Raw genomic sequence first — 21,343 nt, forward strand, 5'->3', positions numbered from 1 at the left:
AAAAAGAAGAAAGATCGCTAATTAATCTTCCTTCTTTTCTCTTAGAGATTGCTATAGATCTATTTAGCTAACATTAATTGCTGGGCAACTTCATAAATAAGATCCTCTTGTCCCCCAACCGTTTTGCGTTCACCCAATTCTATTAAAATCTCTCGTTCGTCCACTCCAAATTGTCGGGCAGCTTTTTCTGTATGTAATAAGAAGCTTGAGTAAACTCCCGCATAGCCCATAATAAGGCTGGAACCTGAGATTTCTTGCGGTCTTGGCAGGATGGGCGCAACCATCTTATTGGCAACATCGATTATGTTATATAAATCAACACCCGTTTGAATACCAAGTCTTTGCAAAACAGCTACCAGGACTTCTGTTTGTGTATTGCCGCTGCCCGCCCCAAGTGCACGTAGTGAGCCGTCGATATACGTGGCACCTGCTTCAATCGCGGCTAATGAATTAGCCATAGCCAGAGATAGATTGTTATGTGCATGGAAACCAATTTCAATTCCGACATTTTCTTTCAATGCACGGATCCGCTCTGTCACCTGATGAGGTAACATATTTCCTGCCGAATCGGTCACATATACGATCTCAGCTCCATAGCTCTCAAATAATTGAGCCTGCTTCACGATAACATCTGTCGGTGCCATATGGGCCATCATTAAAAAACCAACCGTTTTCAAACCTAATTCACGGCTCATGGCTATATGTTGCGCTCCAATATCAGCTTCCGTTACATGTGTCGCAATTCTTGCCATTTTAGCACCTGCTTTTACCGCCTCTTTCAGGTCATCTTTAATCCCAATTCCCGGAATGAGTAACACAGCCACTTTTGCATTGGTGCATTCTTCTACCGCAGCTTCTATTAATTTCAGTTCATCAACCGCAGATAGACCATATTGCAGACTTGAACCACCTAGTCCATCTCCATGTGCCACTTCGAAATATTCAATATTCGCTCGCTCCAGACCACTCGCAATATTCCGGACTTGTTGCTCTGTGAAAGCATGTTTCATTGAATGGCTCCCATCACGTAAGGATACGTCTAATACGTGAATATCTCTCATGAAATAGCACCTCCCTGCATCACAATGTTCTTCGCCATTTCATTAGCTACACGGGCAGCCGCAGCTGTCATTATATCCAGATTCCCAGAATAGGAAGGGAAGAAATCTCCTGCACCCTCTACTTCGAGGAATACAGAAACCTTATTCCCTTCAAAAATAGGTTCTCCCCGCAGCCGATAACCAGGTACATATTGTTGAACTTCTTTAATCATTGTTTGAATGGACTGTGTAATTTCCGCTTCCTGTCCTGACGCTTCCACAATGGCATGAACCGTATCGCGCATGATAATCGGCGGTTCTGCTGGATTTAATATAATGATTGCTTTACCTTTCTTAGCTCCTCCGACAACTTCTATTGCTTTAGAGGTTGTCCTTGTAAATTCATCAATATTGGCGCGTGTGCCAGGTCCTGCACTTTTACTTGCGACTGTTGCTATAATTTCTGCATATTCTACAGGAACAATCCGGCCAATTGCATGAACGATTGGTATCGTAGCCTGGCCTCCGCAAGTTACCAAATTGACATTATCCTTATCTAAATGTTCCATTAAATTAACCGGCGGCACCATGTATGGTCCAATTGCCGCCGGTGTTAAATCAATCATTTTCTTTCCCGCTGATTTAACAGCTTCATAATTTGCCTTGTGAGCATAAGCGCTTGTTGCATCAAAAACGATATCGACCAGTTCCATTTTTTCAGATAAACCCTCAATACCGTTATCAATTGTGACATATCCCCGGTCACGGGCTCGCTTTAAACCTTCCGATTCAGGATCAATCCCGACCATAACTGACATTTCCAAAGCATCGCATCGTTCGATTTTATACATTAAATCTGTCCCGATATTTCCTGAACCAATGATTCCTACTTTCAACTTTTCCATATGCTCACCTCATTCCGTAAAAGATAGTTTCACTTCTCCATAGGAACCAAAATCCACTTCAAAGACATCTCCTGATTCAAATGGTACCGCAGCCGTAATCGCACCGGCTAAAATAAAATGCCCTGCCTTCAAAGTAATATCATAGTCTGCAAGCATATTGGCCAACCAGGCCACCGCTTTGGCCGGATTTCCCATCACTGCACTGCTCATACCTTCATCAAATACTTCACCATTCTTCTTGGCGACAACTCGAATATTAGCTAATTGCTCCAATGAAGGCACAGGGTGTTTTTCCCCCAATACTGCACCGGCAGAGGATCCATTATCTGCAACCGTATCCTGAAATTTAAATTGCCAATTCTTAATACGGCTATCAATGATTTCAATGGCAGGGACAATTGCCTCAGTCGCTGCCAAAACTTGTTCACTGGTCACATCAGGACCTTTTAAATCTTCCTTCAAAACAAAGGCCAGCTCAAATTCAACTTTCGGTTCAATAAATTGAGAAACCGAAAGTGTCTGTCTATTTTCAAATACCATCGTATTTAAAATATGCCCAAAATCAGGAGTATCGACATTAAACATCGTTTGCATAACTTTACTTGTTAAACCAATCTTCATTCCTACCAAATGTGCATCTTTTAACTTCTCATTAATTTGCAAAAGCTGAATACGATAAGCATCGTCAACCGAGAGATCGGTTGACGATGTAAAAGGTTCAATCGGTGTTTTCAAACGTTCAGCTACAAGTAAATCGAAAGCTGCTTTTTGAATATCCAATTTACATGGCCTCCTTAAACGGTTACAGACTCTAATAACCTGTATTGCCCCGCAAAGAATACAAGGGGATTTTTATCTTCAAGCTGGATTGCCCGGACTTTACCAATAAATAAGGTATGGTCTCCTTCAACATACTCTGAAACAACGTCACAACTAATCTGTGCCAAAACACCGCTTAATACCGGAACATCCGCCAATCGATCAAATGTAATAGCAGCACCGTCTTTCTTCTGTCCAGCAAAAATCATTGAATAGTCTTGTTGATCCTCTGCCAGAATATTGACCGCAAACTGTTTACTTTCACGGATTTTATTTAAACAACGCGCTTTTTCACCGATTGAAATGACAACCAATTTCGGATCGAGTGAGACGGACATAAATGCATTTGCTGTCATACCGTGAGCCTGTCCTTCATGCTCTGTTGTTATGACGGTCACGCCCGTAGCAAACTTACTCATTGCATTTCGAAATAAACGATCATCCATTTGGTTAACCTCCTTTTTATGCTTTAATGGTTGGATTGTTTTCAGTATTGGCGTCCATTTGGTCTCCCCAATAGGTGAAACCAATCTCCATTTCTTCGACTGTCCAACGAATTGGCTCCCAATCCGGTTCAAAAATGAGATAACCATTTGTGAAGATCTCCAGCCTTACCCCACTGCCTGGATCAATGGCATAAATATACATAGCCTGCGAGATTCCGTGCTTCCCTGGTCCTTTGAAGTAAATTCCATTCTCCTTCAAAATATCAGCTGCACGCAATAAATCCTGTGCGTTATCCAACCAATAGGCAATATGGTGAACTTCATGTGTGGATGGTGAATTCGGATCAAAGCTAAATGCAATATCATGGACAAGCGGTGTCACACTTAACCAGGCACCTACATAGGTACCGTCCGGTGCTTCTACATATTCCCGTAAATTGAAACCTAAGTGTTCTTGCATAAAACCGGATAGCTCGTTAGCCGGAAGAGAGCTTAATAGATTAACATGGTCAATCCTTCGGGGTGAAACCCCACGATTCCAAGACTTATGTGTTTGGTTTTTTAATACAGAACGTGTTTCAGGTGAAGCCAAGGTTTTTTCCATATCGAAGTAAATTTCAAATGTATGATTACTAGGGAGTTTAAAGCGAAATGCCTTCCCCTGTCCTTTTTCTGCCCCTTCTTCTACCCATTCGATTGTCATACCACTATTTTGCAACTGCTCCGCAAATAGATCCACATCTTCACGACGTTTTGTACGCCAGGCAATATGATCCAAATGGGATTCTTCTCCTGCACGAATCGTTAATGTATGATGCTCAAAATCCCCCCAAGCACGCAAATAATGCACACCATCCTGAACATCTGTTTCTTCCAAACCAATAACTTCTTTAAAGAACCATAATGATTTCTCTAAATCTGTACTTACTAATCCAAAATGCCCTAATTTTGAAATTTCCGGTTTACTCATTTTCCCTACCTCCTATTTATCAATCAAGCAAAATACGTATTTGGTTCCAAATCACACATAGTGCGTCCATATGTCTCTAATAAACTCGATGGAGTAATGAAGCCGTGTAAATGCATAGAAATAAAATCACGATAAAAGGTTTGGAATACATTATTATTGTAAGCAAATACAGATCCTGCTCCTGCAAGCATGAGATCAAAAGCTTCTTTGCAGAGCTGGTTGGCATATCCAAACATAGCTTTGATTCGAATACTTTCCTTTTGTGTGAAATCCTGTCCGCGTGTTGAATAATCATCTAAATCATTGATAGCTTGATTAAACAGCATGCGAGCACATTCCAGTTTCATATCAGTCTCAGAAATTTGTAAATGTGTCACGGCAGCCTCGCTCATTTTGGAATAAAAGGTATTTCCAATGCTTGCTTTTGACACACGCTCCTTATGTAGATCAAATCCACCTTGGGCAATTCCCAGTGCTGGGGCTGCAATAGACAAGGTTAAGGATGGCACAAACGGCGTTCGATATAATGGATTCCCCTGTAATTCTTCAATAATATAGTGACCTTGCTGTGCCAGTCGATCTAATGACACACGATGGTCAGGAATAAAGACATCCTTGACTACTACACTATTACTGCCTGAACCACGTAAACCAACTACATTCCAGTCATCCATTACTTCTACATCTCTCCGTGGGATGACTAAAATCGCCATTTCTACTCCGCCATTCCCATCATCTACCGGTGCCCCAAAGTAGAACCAGTCTGCATATGGAGATCCAGAAACAAATGGCCATTGTGCATCTTTGATAAAATAACCACCATCGACCTTTTCAATATCAATACGAATCGGTTTGAAGTTCCCGGCTAGAACGACATCCTGGTCACGATTCGGTCCAAAAATCTCGTGCAGAGCTTCGCGCCCAAATGCATATGAAATCATGTAATCACGAATATTGCTTAACGATACGAACCAGCCGGCTGACGGATTTCCGCGGCTAATTTCTGTGACTACATCAAAATACGTACGCATATCTGTTTCAAAGCCTCCGAACATTTTTGGTCGAAGGATTTTCAGTAATCCGTTCTCACGTATCGCCTGAATAATCTCGTCTGATATTTTGCTCGTTTGATCAATTTCAAGGGTTGCATCACGTAATTGCTTTTGCAGCGAACGCGCCTTTTCGATTAATACCTCGCTGATTTCTTCTCTTTTTACTATAGTTTCACTCATAAGTTCACCCCCACTTTTTGAATATTCTTAAATTTCAACTTGCGTTTTATCCTTTGTAAAGAAATGTTTGGTTGCGTGTAAAAACTCCTCACGTTGCTCAATCATGGCCCAGTGGCCGCATTTTTTAAATACGCGCAGTTCGGCATTTGGTAAGTGTTCTAAAGCGTAAAGGCTGCTTTGTAAAGGAACAAACCGATCGTAGTAACCATGGATTAATAAAAATTCATTTTTCATTCTCTCAAGTGCCGTTTGTGGAATCAGCATTTCGGTTAAGGATGACTTGGTAAAGTTTTCACGATAAGAACGGAAAATTTCTGGACGCTGGAACATTTCAAAACGTGCTTCGACCACTTGGGTCACGAAATCCTCCATTTTATCTAAATCATAAACGAACCAGCTTAATAGATTGCGTAAGTTCTCTTTACTCGGATCTAAGTGGAAGTTTGTTAATTTTAGTAATTCAGGTGTCGGCTCCTTTAACAATACACCGGCGCCCATTAATACGATTTTGTTAAACCGCTCCGGAGCCTGCATATTTAAATACATGGATACGACGCCACCGAGTGAATTGCCGACTAAATTCGCTTTTTCAATATTTAAAGCATCCATTAAATCTAAAATTTGTTTGATACGCCATGACATCCACTGTACTCCGTTTTCTGGATATACTTCAGGATGATCCGTTTCTCCAAAGCCAACTATATCAGGTGCAATGACATGGAAATCTTTCGCATAATCTTCTAAAACAAATTGCCAATTTGCTTTTGCATTTGCCCCCGGTCCGGAACCATGAATTAATATCACAACTTCTTTATTTTCCGAACCTCCTTCATGAAAATAGGTTTCATAATCTCCGGTTTTCACTTTTCTTTGTAAAATCGTCATAAGAATCCTCCTTTGTTTACAACTACATTTTATTCACAATCGACATCTTATTTTTTCGTTTCGTACTATATAGACTCGCATTCTCCCCAGCAATTTTTCCAAATACAGAACCTGAGGTTAAACCGGCTCCGCCAGGATAATTGTCATAGTATAATCCCCCTACTATTTCACCGGCTGCGTATAAGCCTTCAATAGGCGTGAAATCATTGTGGATCACTTGCGCTCGTTTGTTAATCTTCAAACCGCCGTAAGTAAAGGTAATTCCACACGTAACTTCGTATGCTTCAAACGGCGCTTCATCAATTGGATTCGCCCAATTTGATTTAGGAACAGAAAGGCCTGTTGTTTTTTTCCCATCTAACTGGTTTGGATTAAATGGTATATTCTGATCAATCGAGTCATTATACCTCTCAATCTCTCTCAAAAAACTATCGGCATCAATGCCTTCCATTTTTTCTGCTAATTCTTCGAGTGTATTTGCAGCCACTTTTGAAACATGACGACCATTATATTCTTCACGTAAATAAGGTTTAGCTCTAGCGTCATACACTTGCCATGCATGCTGACCCGGTTGTTTTAAAATTTCACGTCCTACTTTTGCATAAATATAATTGCGAAAATCAGCAGCCTCATCAATAAAACGCTTGCCATCCTTGTTGACCATAATTCCGAATGGAAAGCTCAATTTTTGAAACCCTTCTTTATAATCAGCTAAGTATCGATCACCACTTACGGCATGTGCCGCAGACCAATTGCCGGTTGTTCGTGCACCTAATGACATGGCCATTCGCAGGCCGTCACCAACATTGTATTTACAGCCGCGTGTATGGACAGTATCCCAACCAGCCCCCAAATACTTTGTTCGCATTTCAACATTGGCATGAAAACCGCCGGATGCCAGCACGACTGCTTGACAAGCTATTTTGCGCTCTTTTCCATTCGAACGGACAATCACACCTTCAATCGTCCGATTCTCAGTGACAAGCTCGACCGCTGCTGTATTATAATGAATCGTTATGCCTAAACGCTTGGCTTCATTATGCAGAGAATCTACTAAGCCCTTTCCTCCACCCACAGCTTCAATGACCATGCCGCCCCAAAACACGAATTTCCCATTCATTTTATAAGCTTGGCGCCCATAAATCGGAAGCCATTTCACATGGTGCTCTGTTAGCCATAGTACAGTCTCATAACTCTTCTTTGTCATGATGGAAGCCAAATCGTAATCTGTGCGATAATTGGACATCCGGCACAAGTCATCAAAAAATTTTCCTTCTATATATGTCCCAAACTCCGTTATTTCGAAGTCCTTATCTGTCATTTCTGGCATTAGCGATCGAACCTGTGCTCCATCATTGTAGGCGAAGCGAATCGAACCATGTGTATAAGCCGTGTTTCCCCCTTTTTCTTCTTCTGAAGAAATTTCAAGTACCGTCACATGGGCTCCTTTTTCTGCTGCCGCAATCGCAGCACACAAAGCAGCATTTCCAGCCCCAACCACCACAATGTCTGTTGCTTCGCTCATTTTATTCACTCCTATCCATCTTGTAAGCGCTTAATAAGAGTTTCATAAAATACCTTTAAAGAATTGCTGAATAAGATTGTTGAATTCATTTTTCTTTTCAATTTGTGTCCAGTGCCCACATTTACTAAAAACGTGGAGTTGGGCATCATTTAGATGCTCTAATAAATAATAACTTGACTCAATCGAACATACTTGATCATCACGGCCATGGACCAGTAAGATCTGGTTCTTAATTCTGCGTAATGCCACGGTTGGGACTGGGACAGCAGCCGTTGAAAAAATAGAATTGTTTGAACGGCGAACTTCTTCACGCATTGCATTTTCATATCGGGAATCCGTAAGCCCATCAATGACTGGCTGCATTGCTTCCTTGTCGTAGACAAACCAGCCCATAATTTGTTGAAGTCGTTTTTTTGACGGGTTATCATAAAATGCTTTAGCACGTGCCAGCTCAAAACTTAGTTTAGTATTTGGTGTACCACCCGGCCCCATCAGGACAACTCGGTCAAAACGCTCTGGATACTCCAACAGCAATTCCAGGGCTATAGAACAGCCTAAGGAGTTTCCAACAACATGCACTTTCTCTAATTCGTAATAATCGAGCAACTCTATGATTTGTTCAATCCAACAATCCATCCACATTTGGCGATTTTTTAATGGCTCAGCCGGATGATCACTTTGGGCAAAACCGTATAAATCTGGTGCTAAACAATAGAAAGAATCAGCGCATTCCTGTAATGCATAATTCCAGTTAGCCAATGATGTTACCCCTGGTCCAGAACCATGTAAAAATAAAATGGTTTCTGCATTTCCTTTACCAGCTTCGTTTATCCATGTTGTATAATGACCTGTTTTCAGATGCTTTGATGTAATGGTTACCTCTTTTGTCATTGCCATTTACCCATGCCTCCCTATGCTTCAATTGTTGGAACAATTAACGGATTTCCCGTAATGCTATCTCCCCAATACGTATTGCCAAAAGCCCTTTCTTCCGGGCGCCAAACCACTGTTTCCCAATCAGGTTCAAATATTAAGTATCCACCTGTAAATAATTCAACTCTGCATCCACTTCCCGGATCAATAACATATAAATAGATAGCCTGCGAAATGCTATGTTTACCTAGTCCTATGAATTTCAGGTCATGTTCTTTTAAAATATCAGCTGCCCGCATTAAATCCCCTGAACTGTCCAACCAGTAGGAGATATGATGGAAGCGTGCTGTTGTTTCCAATGATTCATGAGCAACAAGTGCGACATCATGCACCAATGGAGTAACGCTCATCCAACCCGCCAATATTTTCCCATCCTCGGTTTCAATACATTCATTCATGCGGAATCCTAATTCTTCAATAAAGAAATCATAAGCTGTATTCTCCGGCGCAGCTGTATGAATATTGACATGATCGAAACGCCTTGGTGAAATACCCTTTGCCCATGCTTTATACGTTTGATTCTTGAGCACAGAACGTCGATGTTCTTCTACCTCTGTCTTTACGACATCATAAAACAATTCAATTCTATGCCCGGAAGCTGCCATAAATCGAATCGCTCTGCCAATACCAGGTGTCGTTCCAGCTTGCACATATTCAATCTCATAGCCCTTTTGATTCAGTCTGCTTGCAAACGAATCCACATCTTCTGCACATTTGGTGCGAAAACTGATATGCTTCACCTTGCCCTTAATGCCGGGTGAGATTGATAATGTATGATGCTGAAAATCTCCCCAGGCTCTGAAATAGTATTGTTCGCCTACTTTTTCAGTCAGCTCTAAACCAATGATGTTTTGAAAAAAATCCACCGATTTTTCAATATCGGAAGATTCAAGAGCAACATAACCTAATTGGGCAATTCGCGGTCCCACGAGTAAGAATCCCCCTCATTTTTTATATTAAGGAACTAAGTACTGGTAAACTATATAAAAAGTTCACTAATAACTGCTTATTTTTCAATAAAATTTACTTAATAACGAACCGCATTAGGTTGTAGACCAACAAGCTGACGCCCATAATTTTCCTGGGTAATAACCGGCGACAATGAACGGTGGGAATGCAATGTAATAAAATCACGAATCAATCGCTGCATTGGGCTCGCATCATATACAAATCCTGATCCACTTGCTGCTAAAATATGTTGTACTGCCTCATTCATTAATTTGTTACTATAGCCGATATCTGCCAGTACTTTTAATCTCTCATCACTTGGCATAATTGTTTTTTTCTCTGCCCATTCATCAATTTTTTTGGCAATATTCATTAAGTAAATTTCGGCTGTTTCGATTTTTAAAGTTGCTTCAGCAATTAATGAATGCGTGCTTGCTGCATCCTTAATCATTTTTACCCCCATATGCTGGGCTGTACGATACGGCAAACTAGCATGAAACTTATCAAGCATCTCTTTTACGACCCCTAATCCCGGCAATCCAAGCGATAAAATTAAACATGGAAACAAAGCAGAATGATATAATGGGATATCCCGTAAATGCTCTGATTGAAAGTTTCCATTTAAAATGTCTACAAAGGATGTACAACGATGATCGGGTATAAAAACATTCTTCATACGGACTGCATTACTACCAGTACCACGAAGCCCCAATGTATTCCAATCATCTTCTATTTCCAATACACTAAACGGCAGAGTTGCTAGTAACTGCTTTTCAATTTCACCTTGTTCGTTCTTCAAATACATGCCAAAATAACCCCATGTTGCATGTAAAGATCCCGAACAAAACATCCAATGTCCTTCTTCAACGAGGTAACCGCCATCAACCTTTTTCACTTCACAAGAACGTGGCTCATACACTCCGGCAAATAATACATCTTCAGGATCGTTTACGAAAATCTCCAAATGAGCTTTTTCTGTAAATGATTCAGCCACCATCATTTCTCGTATTGCGCATAAGGAGGCAATCCATCCTGTAGACGCACAGGCTTTTGAAATTTCAACAATAACCTGGCTGTATGTTTGAATACTGACTTCAAGTCCACCATATCGTTTAGGGCGAAGCATTTTGAAAATTTGATTGTCTTTTAATTGTTTAATAGTCGATTCTGGAATTCTGCGAATTTCTTCAGTTTCCTTAACACGTTTGCGAATATCATCTGCAACCGCTTTCGTTTTTGTCATAAGATCCAATTCTGTTTCTTTTAAAATTGTATCCATATGTTCAACTCCTTATCTGAATGTATCTTTAATTTATCAAACCTACTTTCATAAAAGTCTGATTAAATTATTTGAATTTTCAACCTTATTTCCAATAAAAACTACCGAATCATAAATAAAATACAATGGTATTATCTGTATCAGTTCCTCTAATCCCATGGCCTTTCCCCTCCTAATCTGGCATTCCTTCAATCTGGCATATAGAAAAATATCACCTCAAATTTACCGATTATCTTTTAGGCACTTTGCACTAATGGATTTTAGATAAAGTATTTTCAAAATTTTTATAAAATTAAAATTATATCTGCTAATATATACTGTAAGCGCTTCAATTAAGTATTTATTAGTTAGAGGAGGTATTCTTATGACAACAAATTCTACTAATATAGCAGATAAAGAACTTTTTACAACAGCCAATACGATTGGACTATTACGAAAAGAATTAATAGAAACATTAGGTTTGGAGCATGCAAAGATTTTCTTACAGCGTTATGGATGGAATATCGGGGTCACTCATGCCAAAGAAGTAGAACAGCGTCCATTAAGTTTGCGTGAAAAGCTTGATAGCGCATCAGGTTACCATCTCAATTCCGGACAAATTACAGATTTAATCTCCAATCGCATTTTAGAGCTGAATCCCGATGATACGGTTCGTTTTATGCATGCAAAGGGGGTTTGGATCAATTCTTACGAAGTAACTGAACACACCAAATATTTCGGAAAAAGCCAAACCTGTATTTGCCATACATTAGCAGGCTATTCAAGTGGTTACACATCCTACTTAACCAAACGTAAAATCTATATTGTAGAGGTCACATGTAAAGCTAGAGGGGATGATGAATGTGCCTTTGAAATGCGCATGATTGAGAATTGGGATGAAGCAACACAGGCACAATTTAAAAAAATTCACCAATCCCGTATGATTGATGAACTAAACCAGACATATGAACAATTGTATGAAGAGAAAAAACTAACCGAGAAGGTATCTTCATTCCATAACAACTTAACCCTTGGAATCGCCCAAGGTATGCGAATAGAACAAATTTTAGAAACAATCTATGATAATTTAAACGTTCCAGTCATCCTTCAGGATTTAAATTTTAATACCCATCACTTAATTGGAATTACTGAAGAAGAATTAAATGAGTTAACCTTAGATTTTGCCAGCCAGATGCCTCAAACACGTTCAGGGAAGATTTTAATGCAGCATCTTGAGCCGATGCACTCTATTCAAGTAAACTGCGAAAAACATATTCGCCTGATCAGCCCCATAAATGTCCAAAACCAAATTATTGGATATATTTCGTTTATTTATCGGTCAACTGACCATAACTTCAAAGATGAAATGAATTTTCTACAGCGTGCTGCTAATTCCATATCACTATGTTATTTGAATGAAAAGTCGAGCTTAGAAGCAATCGAGAACATGAAAGCGTATTTTTTCGAGCAACTTTTACAACAGCAGTATACTTCCAAAAGCAATATGATTTATCGCAGTTATTTACTCCAGATAGATTTAAATGAAGACTTCTATATTGGAAACTTACGCATTACCAAAAAGGGCATTCCTATTAAAGATTCCATCATGATTAATAAAATAATCCAGTCTTTTACTATTTATTTAGAAATGCATCAAATCCCTATATTTATTACAGAATTTCAGGAAGAAGTGACGTTTTTATTCCCAAAAATTGATAAAACACAAGAAATACTAAGAAATATATTAAAACACCTGCATCGTACATTCAAAAACCATGAATTCCGTATTGGACTAAGCCGGGCTATCCATGATATAGACGATATTCCAGAGGCAAAACGGCAATCCATTACATCACTTAATGTCAATAAAGCCAGTGATATCATTTATTTTGAAGATACAAGTGTGATGGGATCAATCATTAACCAAACTAATAGCTCTATCATTATCGAAATCGCGCAACGTGAATTAGAGCCCATCCTATCATTGAAGCCAAATAAAAAAGAGGAGTTTCTTAAAACTCTTTACGCATTTTTAAACAATTACGGGAATTTGCAACAAACCATGCTGGACTTGAATTTATCCATGAGCGGATTAGTCTATCGAATTCAAAAGCTAGAAGAACTACTACAAAAAGACTTAAGAAATTCCAAGCACTCCTTTGAGTTGATGTTGCTCTTAAACTCTCTAATTATTCTTGGTGAAATTGAAATTGATTAGCTCTCTTTTTTCAATAAATTTTAGTGAAATACGCAGATTTTTATATACTTTCTAAAATAGTCTAATTTACACCTTTATGCTCTTTGCCATATTGATTTTTCGTTATTTAATGGAGTAAAAAACAAATATCTTTTTACAAAATCAATGAATTTTTCCCCTAAAAATCATTGATTTATGCCTCGATTGTCTGTGCTAATATCGAGTGTAATCTAAACGTAAGGAGTTCTGCTCACCTTCATGACGATTATCGCATGAGTTGTTATAACAAGAGGATAGTAGTGAGGCTGCTTGCGTATAGAAATAGTAAAACAGGGGGTTATTAAAAGATGGCGAAGGCAAAGAGTACTGCTTTCTTGAAATTTTTAATTGTTTTAATTGCATTTCAGGACGTTGCTGCCGGGGTTGCAGGATCTATCATGGCCGATTTAATTAAAGCGTTCCCAAACTACAATCCGTCGGTAGTCATGTTAATTGCTACTATCCCAGGATTTTTTCAAATAATACCTTCATTGCTTTATGGGAAACTGGCTAATAAGTACTCAAAACGAGGATTATTATTTACAGGACTAGCCTTCTTCATCATTGGCGGTATCATGCCATTTTTCATTGATAATCTCTTTTTAATTATTGCCTTCCGTGGACTATTGGGACTTGGAGTCGGCATTACATTACCATTATCGGTTGATATTATCACAAGTTTCTTTGATGGTCGTGATCGTGATTTCTTAATTGGTTTGGGAACATCCACAGTTGCATGTATCGGAGCGATTTTCTTCCAGGTAGTCGGAGGTATGCTGGCTGATGCGTACAATTGGCAGTTTGGCTTTTTAGTTTACTTATTCCCGATCTTGATTTTAGCACTCACCTTCTTATATTTGCCTGAGCCTAAAAAACAAGAAGTACACAATGCATCCTTTAAAGAGATCCTGTTCTCTGCACCAAAAACCGTTTATGGTTTTACGATTGGCCAAGTTATCTTCACAGCATTGGTGTTTGGGTATGTAACAAATATTTCTATTATCATCCAAGCGGAAAACCTTGGGAATGCTACGGAGGCCGGTTTTGCCATCTCTTTATTCACCTTTGGTACCTTGGTTGTCGGACTTTTCTTTGGTCCCATGCGCCAACTTTGGCCAAACTTCAATATTCCCTTTGGAATTTTACTAACCGCTGTTGGTATCTTATGGTGTTATTATGCAAACACTTTAATGATGATCAATATGGCTAGTTTTCTTGGAGGAATGGGATTAGGAATTGTGATTCCAGGCGTACTCGCCCGAGTATCTGAATTGTCAAACCTTGCGAAGGGTATTTCCTTTGTAGGATTCGCTGCTGCGGCCCAAGGATTAGGTGGTATTACCAGTTCGTTTATGTACCAGTTTTTACTTAATATAACAGGCCAGGAAAACGGCCGATTCACTCTGCTTCTAGCATCTATTGGCCTATTCCTTTTAGCGATTGCTTGGTCTGCGGTCACGACTCTCATCAAAGAAAAAGACTCACAATCAAACGCAACCTCAAAGACCACACATATTATTTAACGGTAAGTATTTACCTAATTCGAGAATAAAAATGATCTCATAAGGAGAGTCTCTATGTGATCATTTTTATTTTATAGTACTTTATTGCCGAGTAATTCCGTAAATGTGGAATTCCGAGAAACGATATTACCAATTCCCTCCAACCTTGGTATTTTGTCCAGTCGCATAATCAGATAACGGTAAGCCAAGTTCTTCCCCCAGTTAGATTGATTCAATGATTTTTACTTAATTTCATTATGTATTTCAATAATTCTTATTCTAGTTAAGTGCCTTTTCTATCATCTACACTTAAACAAACAAATTATTTTCTGGGAGGCTATCAAAATATGGGGACAAAATTACTTCGATTCAAACAATCAGACCGTACATATTGGGGTGTTTTCAGTGAACAAATCCGCATTGTTGAACACGAGGCTGAAACCTTACATGACTTACTATCTAACGGTCGAGAGGCAATTGAGCGGGCAAAACACACCGGAACAATTATTTATACAGATGAAATCACAATCCTATCACCCGTAACAGATGATGCAAATATATTTTGTCAGGGTACAAACTATAGCGTACACCGTGAAGAAGCTGGTTTTACTAAGCAAAAGCCACCATATAACTTATTGTTCACAAAGGCATCCAGTACCTTAACATCTGCCGCTGCTGATATTATTTGCCCAACTCATGTTCAACTATTGGATTATGAAATCGAACTGGGATTAATTATTAAAACTGACATTACTGAGCCCATCCAAATTACAGAAAATAATTTAGTCCATTATATTGCTGGAATAGTGATTGCCAATGATATTTCGGCGCGTGATGTTCAAATTCTGGAACAGCAATGGTTCAAAGGAAAAAGTTATCGTGGTTTTTGTCCGGTGGGACCATATATTTATTTACTCGATGAAGATGAATTTCCTTACTTGAATCAATTGGAATTACATTTACAAATAAATGGTGAAACACGTCAAAGGGTTTTAACTGATCAATTATTATTTAAACCGACGGAAACACTGACTGAGATGTCAGAGATTTTTAATTTAAAAACTGGTGATTTAATTTTAACAGGTACCCCAGGTGGAGTATGTCTTCGTTTAAATTCTGAAATCATCAACCATATTTATGATAATACAATTTCACATCAGGATAAAATTGACCATTTTATTGAAACTCAACAAAACAATGGTTATTTAAAATCTGGAGATATCATGCTTCTCGAAATAAAAAGCACGGATGGTTCCATTGATTTAGGGGTACAAGAAAATAAAATAATACAGGCAGCTGCTGTAAAGTAAAGGGGCGTCCACATGATTCCAGTTTTCCGGTTAGGGTTTGTGACGTTTTTTTCGAAAGATGTTGAGGCCATGGTCGATTACTATATCACTGTTCTCGGATGTAAGCTTGTAGAACGCGGAGGAGACGGAGTTGCCTATATCAGTACAGGTGCAGAACATCATAATATTGTCATTCAACCAAGTAACGAAAGTTTCATGGAAGGAATCGGATGGCAAGTAAATCCTGAAGTATCATTAGAATACGTTCAATCCCTTTTAGAAGAAGTAGGAATCGTAAGTGAGCTTGTCCATGATAGACAAGTTGGAATACCTGAACAATTGCAGTTGCATGATCGGGATGGAAACCGCATTTTTTTATATCATAGTATAGACTACAGCGCTCCCGGATACGCAACATCCGGTATTATTCCTACTAAATTGGACCACTTATCAATCAGCGTAAAAGATGCGAAGAAAACGGTGGACTTCTACCACCATATTTTAGGTTTTATCACTAACGGTATGCTCCTCATCAGTTGGCGGAGTTAGCAGGATATTTTCATCCGCTTTTTTCACATAATATAGAGAATTAGTATTAGAAAATTGTTTGGTATAGAGAATAACGGATTCATCCTCACTCACTTCCGCTAGAATGGTAATGCCTCCGTTCCCATCAAATACTTTTGTCTCTTCCCCCGTGTCCATTTGTAAGCAATAGCTACTGAGGAAAGACGCATTTTCTTTGGTAGATGTATAGTATAATCGCTCGCCGTCCTTCGATAGAAACGGATGAAAATTACGTGTATTCTCTTGAAAAACTAGCTCCTTCAAGGCACCGCCATATGTCGGCATGGCATAAAATTGAGTATTCTCATCACCGTCATGATCAAAGCCAGCTATAACAAATCTTCCTTTTGGGTCATACAGTAAATACTCAGATGGCTGATCATTGAAGGTCAGCCGATATGGAAAGGCATTAGGCATATTCATCGCCCAAAGATTATATTTTCCACTTATATTGGTACTGATGATAATCTGTTTTTCATCGGGACTCACAGCAAAATCAATTATGGAAACGGTTCGCAGCAATTGTTCTACATCTGGCTTAGGAAATGTAAACATAGACATACTCCTCATATTCATTTTTTTGTGATACCCAATCCATCTAACCCACATTATGAAAAACATATGATAGATAACAACCTACAGCAAATAGTTGTCCTTAAATCCTGGACTTAATTCACTCCAGACATCAAATACTTGACCATCTAAATCATAAAAAACAAAATTCCGTCCAGGGTGCCCTCGATCTTCAATGTCCCCTACCCTTACATTCTTCTCTGTTAACTCCATATGAAGCTCCGTTAACTTTTCCAATCCATCTACTTCAAAGGTAATCGAAAAGCGTTCATTTCCATTCTTATCTATAAAATTAGAACTTTCACCATCTGGTGCTTGAACAAGGAAAAAGCTTTGATTTGCAAGATTAATAATCGCTTTATCCTCATCTTCATAGCTTAATTCTGCTCCAAGCTTATCCACATACCATGCTGAAGATTCTTTAACATTCCTTGCAGGAATATAAGTTGTACCAACTCTTATAAATTTATTTTTCATCCCATCTCCCCTGTAATCAATCTATTTATTCCCAATCCTTCGCCATAATGATAAATCGATATGATTCTCCTCGTATGTCATTCATGAATCCTCCTACTTGTTGAAATCCTTCTCTTTTATACACTTTAATGGCCCGGTGATTAAAGTCGACTACCGCCAATTCCAAATGGTGATAATGAAAAAGGGATCTCCCTTACTCCACAATGGCATGGAAGAAAGCGGGACCATGTCCTTTTCCAGTCAGAGAGGGCTTCATCTGAATTCCAACTGCCAGTATCTCTGCTTCATCCTCATCACTTACATCAAAAAACTCACAGTTACCTACAAGCTCCCCACATTCATTTACTACCGATAATTCTCGTTCTTTCTGAACACTTTGCCTAAAGCCATCTATCTTTTCTTGTTGAATCGAATTATCGTAAAACGAATACATATCATCGTACGTCCACGATAAGAACTCCTCTATATCCTCTTCGGTACGTTTTCTTAATAAATACTCCATCTTTTTTGCCTCTTATCTAATTGTATTTAGGTTGCTACATTCCTTCGTTCATATTTTCAAAGAAGCCTAAACGATTTCCCTATGGATCTGTAAATGTGGCCCATTTAACTGGTACTTCTCCACGGCAGTAGATTTCAAAAAAATTAATATGCAGCTCTTCTATCATTCTTTGTCTTTCTTTTTCTATAGATGTAACCTTAAGCCGAAGCGGATCACTTCCTTCAGCCGGTGCCCCTTTAGCGACTTTCAGCCAACCCCCGGGAATTATCTCCCACTCCACAAAATCAGCATGCGGCTCAAGATCTGGTGTCCTGTTCAAAAATACTCCATACCATTTCCTGCCTTGTTCAAAATCAGCCACACGGACCTGATAGGTCATTTCAGCTACCAAGAATATATCACCCCCTTTAAGAGTTCATAATATTACAAAAATTTTATATAACATTTCAGAGGGCAAAACACACATATAGGTGATAAATGATTTATTTACTCTTAACTTAATAGATTCATGCGAAAGTACCTACATCAAAATGGTATAATATTCTAAAGTGAGGTGGATTTTATATTGAACATCGGTGACATCATTTTTCAGTTAATCTCAATTTTAGTTGTTATCTTTTTTATTGTTATGATTGTATCTTTCTTTCGTTCTTCAAAAAAACGGAAGGAACAGCTAGATCGAATTGAAAATAAATTAGATAAACTGTCAGAGCAATCAACTAAAAATCAGCTCGGTTTATAAGCCGGGCCTTTATGTTTTTCTTTGCGGGATCATTTTATAAAGCTATTACTAAACAAAACCAAGACAGCTACTAGTTCTTTTTACTCAAATCAAAACGAGTTATTTCTTCTTTGCCCAAGGATACAATTAAAGTTGCCTCCAGTGCGTTCTCTTTTAAATGTTCTATCTTGTCTACAGAAGGTACTGAAAGAACTTCCTCTGTTTTTTCTTCAACGCCTAAATCATAATGGATGGTGAATTCTCCTGTTTCTTTTTCTTCAATATTAGTAGTATAGGAATAGCCGAAACCCAAGCCTGAACCATCATAATCTGCCGGTTCAAAAATATTAAAGCCCATCACTTTATGAGAAGCCGTTACTAATTTTTCGGCAGGTTCAATCCTAACCGTCAAGCCTACTCCTTTACTTACGTCTCCAACCTTTTTATTCCCTACATTTTTAATCACAAATGTGTAATACAGGGATGTGGGCACGACTTCTTTTCCTGCGTTCTCACCTTCTTGCAGAATAGTGGAGCCTGTTTCATTTTTATCATTCACAATATCTGCTTCTGCACTGACCAGTTCTAGACGTGTGTTGGTGGAGCAAGCGCTGAAAATGCTGATAACGACAAATAGGAAAGTAAACCACAAACTGAATCGTTTCATGCAACCTCCTTTTTTCCTGCCTATTGCTTGGACACTACTACTTCTAGTAAGCTTAGGTCTCAGTATAATCCACCTCCATATATATCCATTTAATTATAGAAAACTAGTACTTATTTAGCAACGTACATGACAAAAATGAATTTACTAAAATTAACAGGAGAAATATATTAGCCACGATTTTAATTATATGCTATAATCTAGTCAACCTTTAAAACTGTTATACTATTTTATGCTTTACTGTTTCAATTGCCTTGCTCTCTTCGCCTTGAGCAGGGCATTTTTATTTCTTCCACTAAACTACCTTATACCAGCACAAAAGAAGTTGATATAATAAGGTTTAAACCACCTTGGATTAATCCTCCGAAATTCATTTCTGAATATCCCAGTACATCTACCCGTTTTAATATGGTTTACATTTCACGCCTGTTACACTAATTCTCTCAGCTGTATAATGTTCTACTTTTATATTATGAATAATGGATAATGCCATAGAACCATCTTGGATTAGCAATTACAGGTAATAGCTAATTGGTATATTCAATGCTTTTTTTAAGCATAATGAGAAGATAAACATTACTGTACTGTGAGAATTTTGGAGGATAGAAACGTGGATTTGATAAGTTTAGGCTTAATAGCAATGAAAGTAATCGTTGGATTTATATCTCTAAACATTATACTCATTTTAACTGGAAGAACCTCCATTTCTCAATTAACACCATTTCATTTTGTTTTTATTCTGTTACTCGATGATTTTTTAGGACGTATCATCTATGAAAATAATGTAAGTATTTTAAAATATCTATATGCCTATATGCAATTGGAATATGGACTTTTTTAATGATTATTTTAGAGTATGCCACGCTTAAGTTTACAAAGATTAGATTTTTCATTCAGAGGAAGCCAGTTCTATTCATTAGAAATGGAATAATTGATTATAAAGCAGCCAAAAAAGCAAGGTTGGATCTAAATCAAATATTGAGCATGTTACGGCAAAAAAGTGTTTTTTCTGTAAGAGAAGTTGAATTTGCAATATTAGAATCTAATAGGCAAATAAGTATCGCTCTGAAATCTAAATATAAAAATCCAACAATCGAGGATTTAAACCTTACTGAAAAACACAAATCGTGCTACCGCAAACCCTTATTAGCGATGGGAAAATTATACGTGGTAATTTAGCAGAATGTGGATTTGATGAAAATTGGTTAATTAGTGAGTTGAATAATAAAGGTTATGATTTAAAAAGCATTTTTTATGCTGAGTGGAAAAGTGATGAAGGAATACACATTTCACCTAAATAAAAACACTGTGTATAAACATTTTCTAGTAGAGATAGATAGTTTTCCGTACAATAGTTCTAAATCCTTACGAAATACATACTAATAATACTCATGCAAAATTAAAATGAATCATTCAACAAAGCTTAAACAAAAGAAAAACAGATCCTGTAACCAGGATCTGTTTTATTTATGTGTCGATCAGATTAGTTTTTTTGAACGTTAGTAGCTTGTGGTCCACGTTGACCTTGTTCTACTTCAAAAGTAACTTCTTGACCTTCGTCAAGTGTTTTGAAACCTTCACCTTGGATAGCTGAGAAGTGTACGAATACATCGTCTCCACCTTCGCGCTCGATAAATCCGAAACCTTTTTCTGCGTTAAACCATTTTACTTTACCATGTTCCATTTTTTGTTGCCTCCTAGTGTGCTAACACACAATTGTATTACTATCCTTGCTTTTCGATCGTAAGACGACAATAATTGTTCAACTTTCAACCACATCAAACAAAAATAATTCTACCTAATAATAACAGGTTCTGGACTGAAGTGCAAACGATTACCTCAATTATTTTT

At 38.2% G+C, this 21,343-nt stretch carries 24 protein-coding genes and 1 pseudogene; 7 read left to right on the top strand and 18 right to left on the bottom strand.

What is annotated here, in order from left to right:
- Positions 1 to 59: 59 nt before the first annotated feature.
- From dmpG to F7984_RS12075, 11 genes are all read right to left on the bottom strand, one after another.
- On the bottom strand, positions 60 to 1,061 hold the full coding sequence (gene dmpG, locus F7984_RS12025; RefSeq protein ID WP_139891665.1) for a 4-hydroxy-2-oxovalerate aldolase: 1,002 nt from the start codon (positions 1,059 to 1,061) through the stop codon (positions 60 to 62).
- A complete protein-coding gene (locus F7984_RS12030) occupies positions 1,058 to 1,945 on the bottom strand; it encodes an acetaldehyde dehydrogenase (acetylating) (RefSeq protein ID WP_140461632.1) in 888 nt (295 codons plus the stop codon). Before F7984_RS12030 ends, dmpG begins: the two co-directional genes overlap by 4 nt.
- Before the next feature lie 9 nt (positions 1,946 to 1,954).
- Positions 1,955 to 2,725, bottom strand: a complete 771-nt coding sequence (locus tag F7984_RS12035; RefSeq protein WP_140461633.1) for a 2-keto-4-pentenoate hydratase — start codon at positions 2,723 to 2,725, stop codon at positions 1,955 to 1,957.
- A gap of 14 nt (positions 2,726 to 2,739) precedes the next feature.
- The gene (locus F7984_RS12040) at positions 2,740 to 3,210 is read right to left on the bottom strand and encodes a flavin reductase family protein (protein WP_139891659.1); all 471 of its coding nucleotides are present in this window, start codon (positions 3,208 to 3,210) and stop codon (positions 2,740 to 2,742) included.
- Positions 3,211 to 3,226: 16 nt separating this feature from the next.
- A complete protein-coding gene (locus F7984_RS12045; RefSeq protein ID WP_140461634.1) occupies positions 3,227 to 4,180 on the bottom strand; it encodes a VOC family protein in 954 nt (317 codons plus the stop codon).
- Positions 4,181 to 4,203: 23 nt separating this feature from the next.
- Positions 4,204 to 5,412 (bottom strand): acyl-CoA dehydrogenase family protein, encoded by a 1,209-nt coding sequence (locus F7984_RS12050; RefSeq protein ID WP_140461635.1) that lies wholly within the window; start codon positions 5,410 to 5,412, stop codon positions 4,204 to 4,206.
- A 27-nt stretch (positions 5,413 to 5,439) separates the two neighbouring features.
- On the bottom strand, positions 5,440 to 6,297 hold the full coding sequence (locus F7984_RS12055) for an alpha/beta fold hydrolase (protein ID WP_140461636.1): 858 nt from the start codon (positions 6,295 to 6,297) through the stop codon (positions 5,440 to 5,442).
- A gap of 22 nt (positions 6,298 to 6,319) precedes the next feature.
- Positions 6,320 to 7,822, bottom strand: a complete 1,503-nt coding sequence (gene tcuA / locus F7984_RS12060) for an FAD-dependent tricarballylate dehydrogenase TcuA (RefSeq protein ID WP_140461637.1) — start codon at positions 7,820 to 7,822, stop codon at positions 6,320 to 6,322.
- Positions 7,823 to 7,864: 42 nt separating this feature from the next.
- A complete protein-coding gene (locus F7984_RS12065; RefSeq protein WP_140461638.1) occupies positions 7,865 to 8,719 on the bottom strand; it encodes an alpha/beta fold hydrolase in 855 nt (284 codons plus the stop codon).
- A 14-nt stretch (positions 8,720 to 8,733) separates the two neighbouring features.
- Positions 8,734 to 9,684 carry a VOC family protein gene (locus tag F7984_RS12070; protein ID WP_140461639.1) on the bottom strand — a complete coding sequence of 317 codons (951 nt, stop codon included), beginning with the start codon at positions 9,682 to 9,684 and terminating at the stop codon, positions 8,734 to 8,736.
- A gap of 98 nt (positions 9,685 to 9,782) precedes the next feature.
- Positions 9,783 to 10,982 carry an acyl-CoA dehydrogenase family protein gene (locus tag F7984_RS12075; RefSeq protein WP_140461640.1) on the bottom strand — a complete coding sequence of 400 codons (1,200 nt, stop codon included), beginning with the start codon at positions 10,980 to 10,982 and terminating at the stop codon, positions 9,783 to 9,785.
- A gap of 364 nt (positions 10,983 to 11,346) precedes the next feature.
- On the opposite strand from F7984_RS12075, the gene F7984_RS12080 reads away from it, so the two are divergent.
- The 4 genes from F7984_RS12080 to F7984_RS12095 all read left to right on the top strand — a co-directional run bounded on the left by F7984_RS12080 (position 11,347) and on the right by F7984_RS12095 (position 16,537).
- Positions 11,347 to 13,179 (top strand): XylR N-terminal domain-containing protein, encoded by a 1,833-nt coding sequence (locus tag F7984_RS12080; protein ID WP_140461641.1) that lies wholly within the window; start codon positions 11,347 to 11,349, stop codon positions 13,177 to 13,179.
- Between the two features lie 326 nt (positions 13,180 to 13,505).
- Positions 13,506 to 14,720 (top strand): MFS transporter, encoded by a 1,215-nt coding sequence (locus F7984_RS12085; RefSeq protein ID WP_139891640.1) that lies wholly within the window; start codon positions 13,506 to 13,508, stop codon positions 14,718 to 14,720.
- A gap of 326 nt (positions 14,721 to 15,046) precedes the next feature.
- A complete protein-coding gene (locus tag F7984_RS12090; RefSeq protein WP_139891638.1) occupies positions 15,047 to 16,009 on the top strand; it encodes a fumarylacetoacetate hydrolase family protein in 963 nt (320 codons plus the stop codon).
- A gap of 12 nt (positions 16,010 to 16,021) precedes the next feature.
- Positions 16,022 to 16,537, top strand: coding sequence for a VOC family protein (locus F7984_RS12095; protein WP_140461642.1), 516 nt, complete (start codon positions 16,022 to 16,024; stop codon positions 16,535 to 16,537).
- Here the strand turns inward: F7984_RS12095 and F7984_RS12100 are convergent.
- From F7984_RS12100 to F7984_RS12115, 5 genes are all read right to left on the bottom strand, one after another.
- Positions 16,490 to 17,110 carry a TolB family protein gene (locus F7984_RS12100; protein ID WP_181162016.1) on the bottom strand — a complete coding sequence of 207 codons (621 nt, stop codon included), beginning with the start codon at positions 17,108 to 17,110 and terminating at the stop codon, positions 16,490 to 16,492. The genes F7984_RS12095 and F7984_RS12100 overlap by 48 nt on opposite strands.
- Positions 17,111 to 17,191: 81 nt before the next feature.
- Positions 17,192 to 17,605, bottom strand: a complete 414-nt coding sequence (locus F7984_RS12105) for a VOC family protein (RefSeq protein ID WP_140461644.1) — start codon at positions 17,603 to 17,605, stop codon at positions 17,192 to 17,194.
- A 25-nt stretch (positions 17,606 to 17,630) separates the two neighbouring features.
- Complete coding sequence (locus F7984_RS19400) at positions 17,631 to 17,771, bottom strand: GNAT family N-acetyltransferase (RefSeq protein WP_225983587.1); 141 nt, start codon at positions 17,769 to 17,771, stop codon at positions 17,631 to 17,633.
- A gap of 27 nt (positions 17,772 to 17,798) precedes the next feature.
- Positions 17,799 to 18,107, bottom strand: a complete 309-nt coding sequence (locus tag F7984_RS19405; protein ID WP_225983588.1) for a GNAT family N-acetyltransferase — start codon at positions 18,105 to 18,107, stop codon at positions 17,799 to 17,801.
- Positions 18,108 to 18,186: 79 nt separating this feature from the next.
- Positions 18,187 to 18,498 carry a VOC family protein gene (locus F7984_RS12115; RefSeq protein WP_140461645.1) on the bottom strand — a complete coding sequence of 104 codons (312 nt, stop codon included), beginning with the start codon at positions 18,496 to 18,498 and terminating at the stop codon, positions 18,187 to 18,189.
- Between the two features lie 174 nt (positions 18,499 to 18,672).
- Between F7984_RS12115 and F7984_RS12120 the strand changes: the two genes are divergently transcribed.
- On the top strand, positions 18,673 to 18,849 hold the full coding sequence (locus tag F7984_RS12120) for a DUF4083 family protein (RefSeq protein WP_139063868.1): 177 nt from the start codon (positions 18,673 to 18,675) through the stop codon (positions 18,847 to 18,849).
- Positions 18,850 to 18,919: 70 nt separating this feature from the next.
- On the opposite strand, the gene F7984_RS12125 is transcribed toward F7984_RS12120, so the two are convergent.
- Complete coding sequence (locus F7984_RS12125) at positions 18,920 to 19,495, bottom strand: hypothetical protein (RefSeq protein ID WP_140461646.1); 576 nt, start codon at positions 19,493 to 19,495, stop codon at positions 18,920 to 18,922.
- 607 nt (positions 19,496 to 20,102) lie between these two features.
- On the opposite strand from F7984_RS12125, the gene F7984_RS19410 reads away from it, so the two are divergent.
- Positions 20,103 to 20,333 carry a DUF421 domain-containing protein gene (locus F7984_RS19410; RefSeq protein WP_225983589.1) on the top strand — a complete coding sequence of 77 codons (231 nt, stop codon included), beginning with the start codon at positions 20,103 to 20,105 and terminating at the stop codon, positions 20,331 to 20,333.
- Positions 20,333 to 20,793: pseudogene (locus F7984_RS12130) on the top strand (DUF421 domain-containing protein). Before F7984_RS19410 ends, F7984_RS12130 begins: the two are co-directional and overlap by 1 nt.
- Positions 20,794 to 20,975: 182 nt before the next feature.
- Here F7984_RS12130 and F7984_RS12135 read toward each other — a convergent pair.
- Positions 20,976 to 21,176: a cold-shock protein gene (locus tag F7984_RS12135; protein ID WP_066107773.1), complete on the bottom strand. Its 201-nt coding sequence runs from the start codon at positions 21,174 to 21,176 to the stop codon at positions 20,976 to 20,978.
- Positions 21,177 to 21,343: the final 167 nt, after the last annotated feature.

It is taken from the genome of Pradoshia sp. D12, from assembly GCF_008935075.1.
GTDB lineage: Bacteria > Bacillota > Bacilli > Bacillales > Pradoshiaceae > Pradoshia.

Coding starts and splice junctions, on each gene's coding strand:
- dmpG (WP_139891665.1), bottom strand. CDS start 1,061: ATGAGAGATATTCACGTATTAGACGTATCCTTACGTGATGGGAGCCAT.
- F7984_RS12030 (WP_140461632.1), bottom strand. CDS start 1,945: ATGGAAAAGTTGAAAGTAGGAATCATTGGTTCAGGAAATATCGGGACA.
- F7984_RS12040 (WP_139891659.1), bottom strand. CDS start 3,210: ATGGATGATCGTTTATTTCGAAATGCAATGAGTAAGTTTGCTACGGGC.
- F7984_RS12045 (WP_140461634.1), bottom strand. CDS start 4,180: ATGAGTAAACCGGAAATTTCAAAATTAGGGCATTTTGGATTAGTAAGT.
- F7984_RS12050 (WP_140461635.1), bottom strand. CDS start 5,412: ATGAGTGAAACTATAGTAAAAAGAGAAGAAATCAGCGAGGTATTAATC.
- F7984_RS12055 (WP_140461636.1), bottom strand. CDS start 6,297: ATGACGATTTTACAAAGAAAAGTGAAAACCGGAGATTATGAAACCTAT.
- tcuA (WP_140461637.1), bottom strand. CDS start 7,822: ATGAGCGAAGCAACAGACATTGTGGTGGTTGGGGCTGGAAATGCTGCT.
- F7984_RS12065 (WP_140461638.1), bottom strand. CDS start 8,719: ATGGCAATGACAAAAGAGGTAACCATTACATCAAAGCATCTGAAAACA.
- F7984_RS12075 (WP_140461640.1), bottom strand. CDS start 10,982: ATGGATACAATTTTAAAAGAAACAGAATTGGATCTTATGACAAAAACG.
- F7984_RS12080 (WP_140461641.1), top strand. CDS start 11,347: ATGACAACAAATTCTACTAATATAGCAGATAAAGAACTTTTTACAACA.
- F7984_RS12085 (WP_139891640.1), top strand. CDS start 13,506: ATGGCGAAGGCAAAGAGTACTGCTTTCTTGAAATTTTTAATTGTTTTA.
- F7984_RS12090 (WP_139891638.1), top strand. CDS start 15,047: ATGGGGACAAAATTACTTCGATTCAAACAATCAGACCGTACATATTGG.
- F7984_RS12095 (WP_140461642.1), top strand. CDS start 16,022: ATGATTCCAGTTTTCCGGTTAGGGTTTGTGACGTTTTTTTCGAAAGAT.
- F7984_RS12100 (WP_181162016.1), bottom strand. CDS start 17,110: ATGTTTACATTTCCTAAGCCAGATGTAGAACAATTGCTGCGAACCGTT.
- F7984_RS12105 (WP_140461644.1), bottom strand. CDS start 17,605: ATGAAAAATAAATTTATAAGAGTTGGTACAACTTATATTCCTGCAAGG.
- F7984_RS19405 (WP_225983588.1), bottom strand. CDS start 18,107: ATGGAGTATTTATTAAGAAAACGTACCGAAGAGGATATAGAGGAGTTC.
- F7984_RS12125 (WP_140461646.1), bottom strand. CDS start 19,495: ATGAAACGATTCAGTTTGTGGTTTACTTTCCTATTTGTCGTTATCAGC.
- F7984_RS12135 (WP_066107773.1), bottom strand. CDS start 21,176: ATGGAACATGGTAAAGTAAAATGGTTTAACGCAGAAAAAGGTTTCGGA.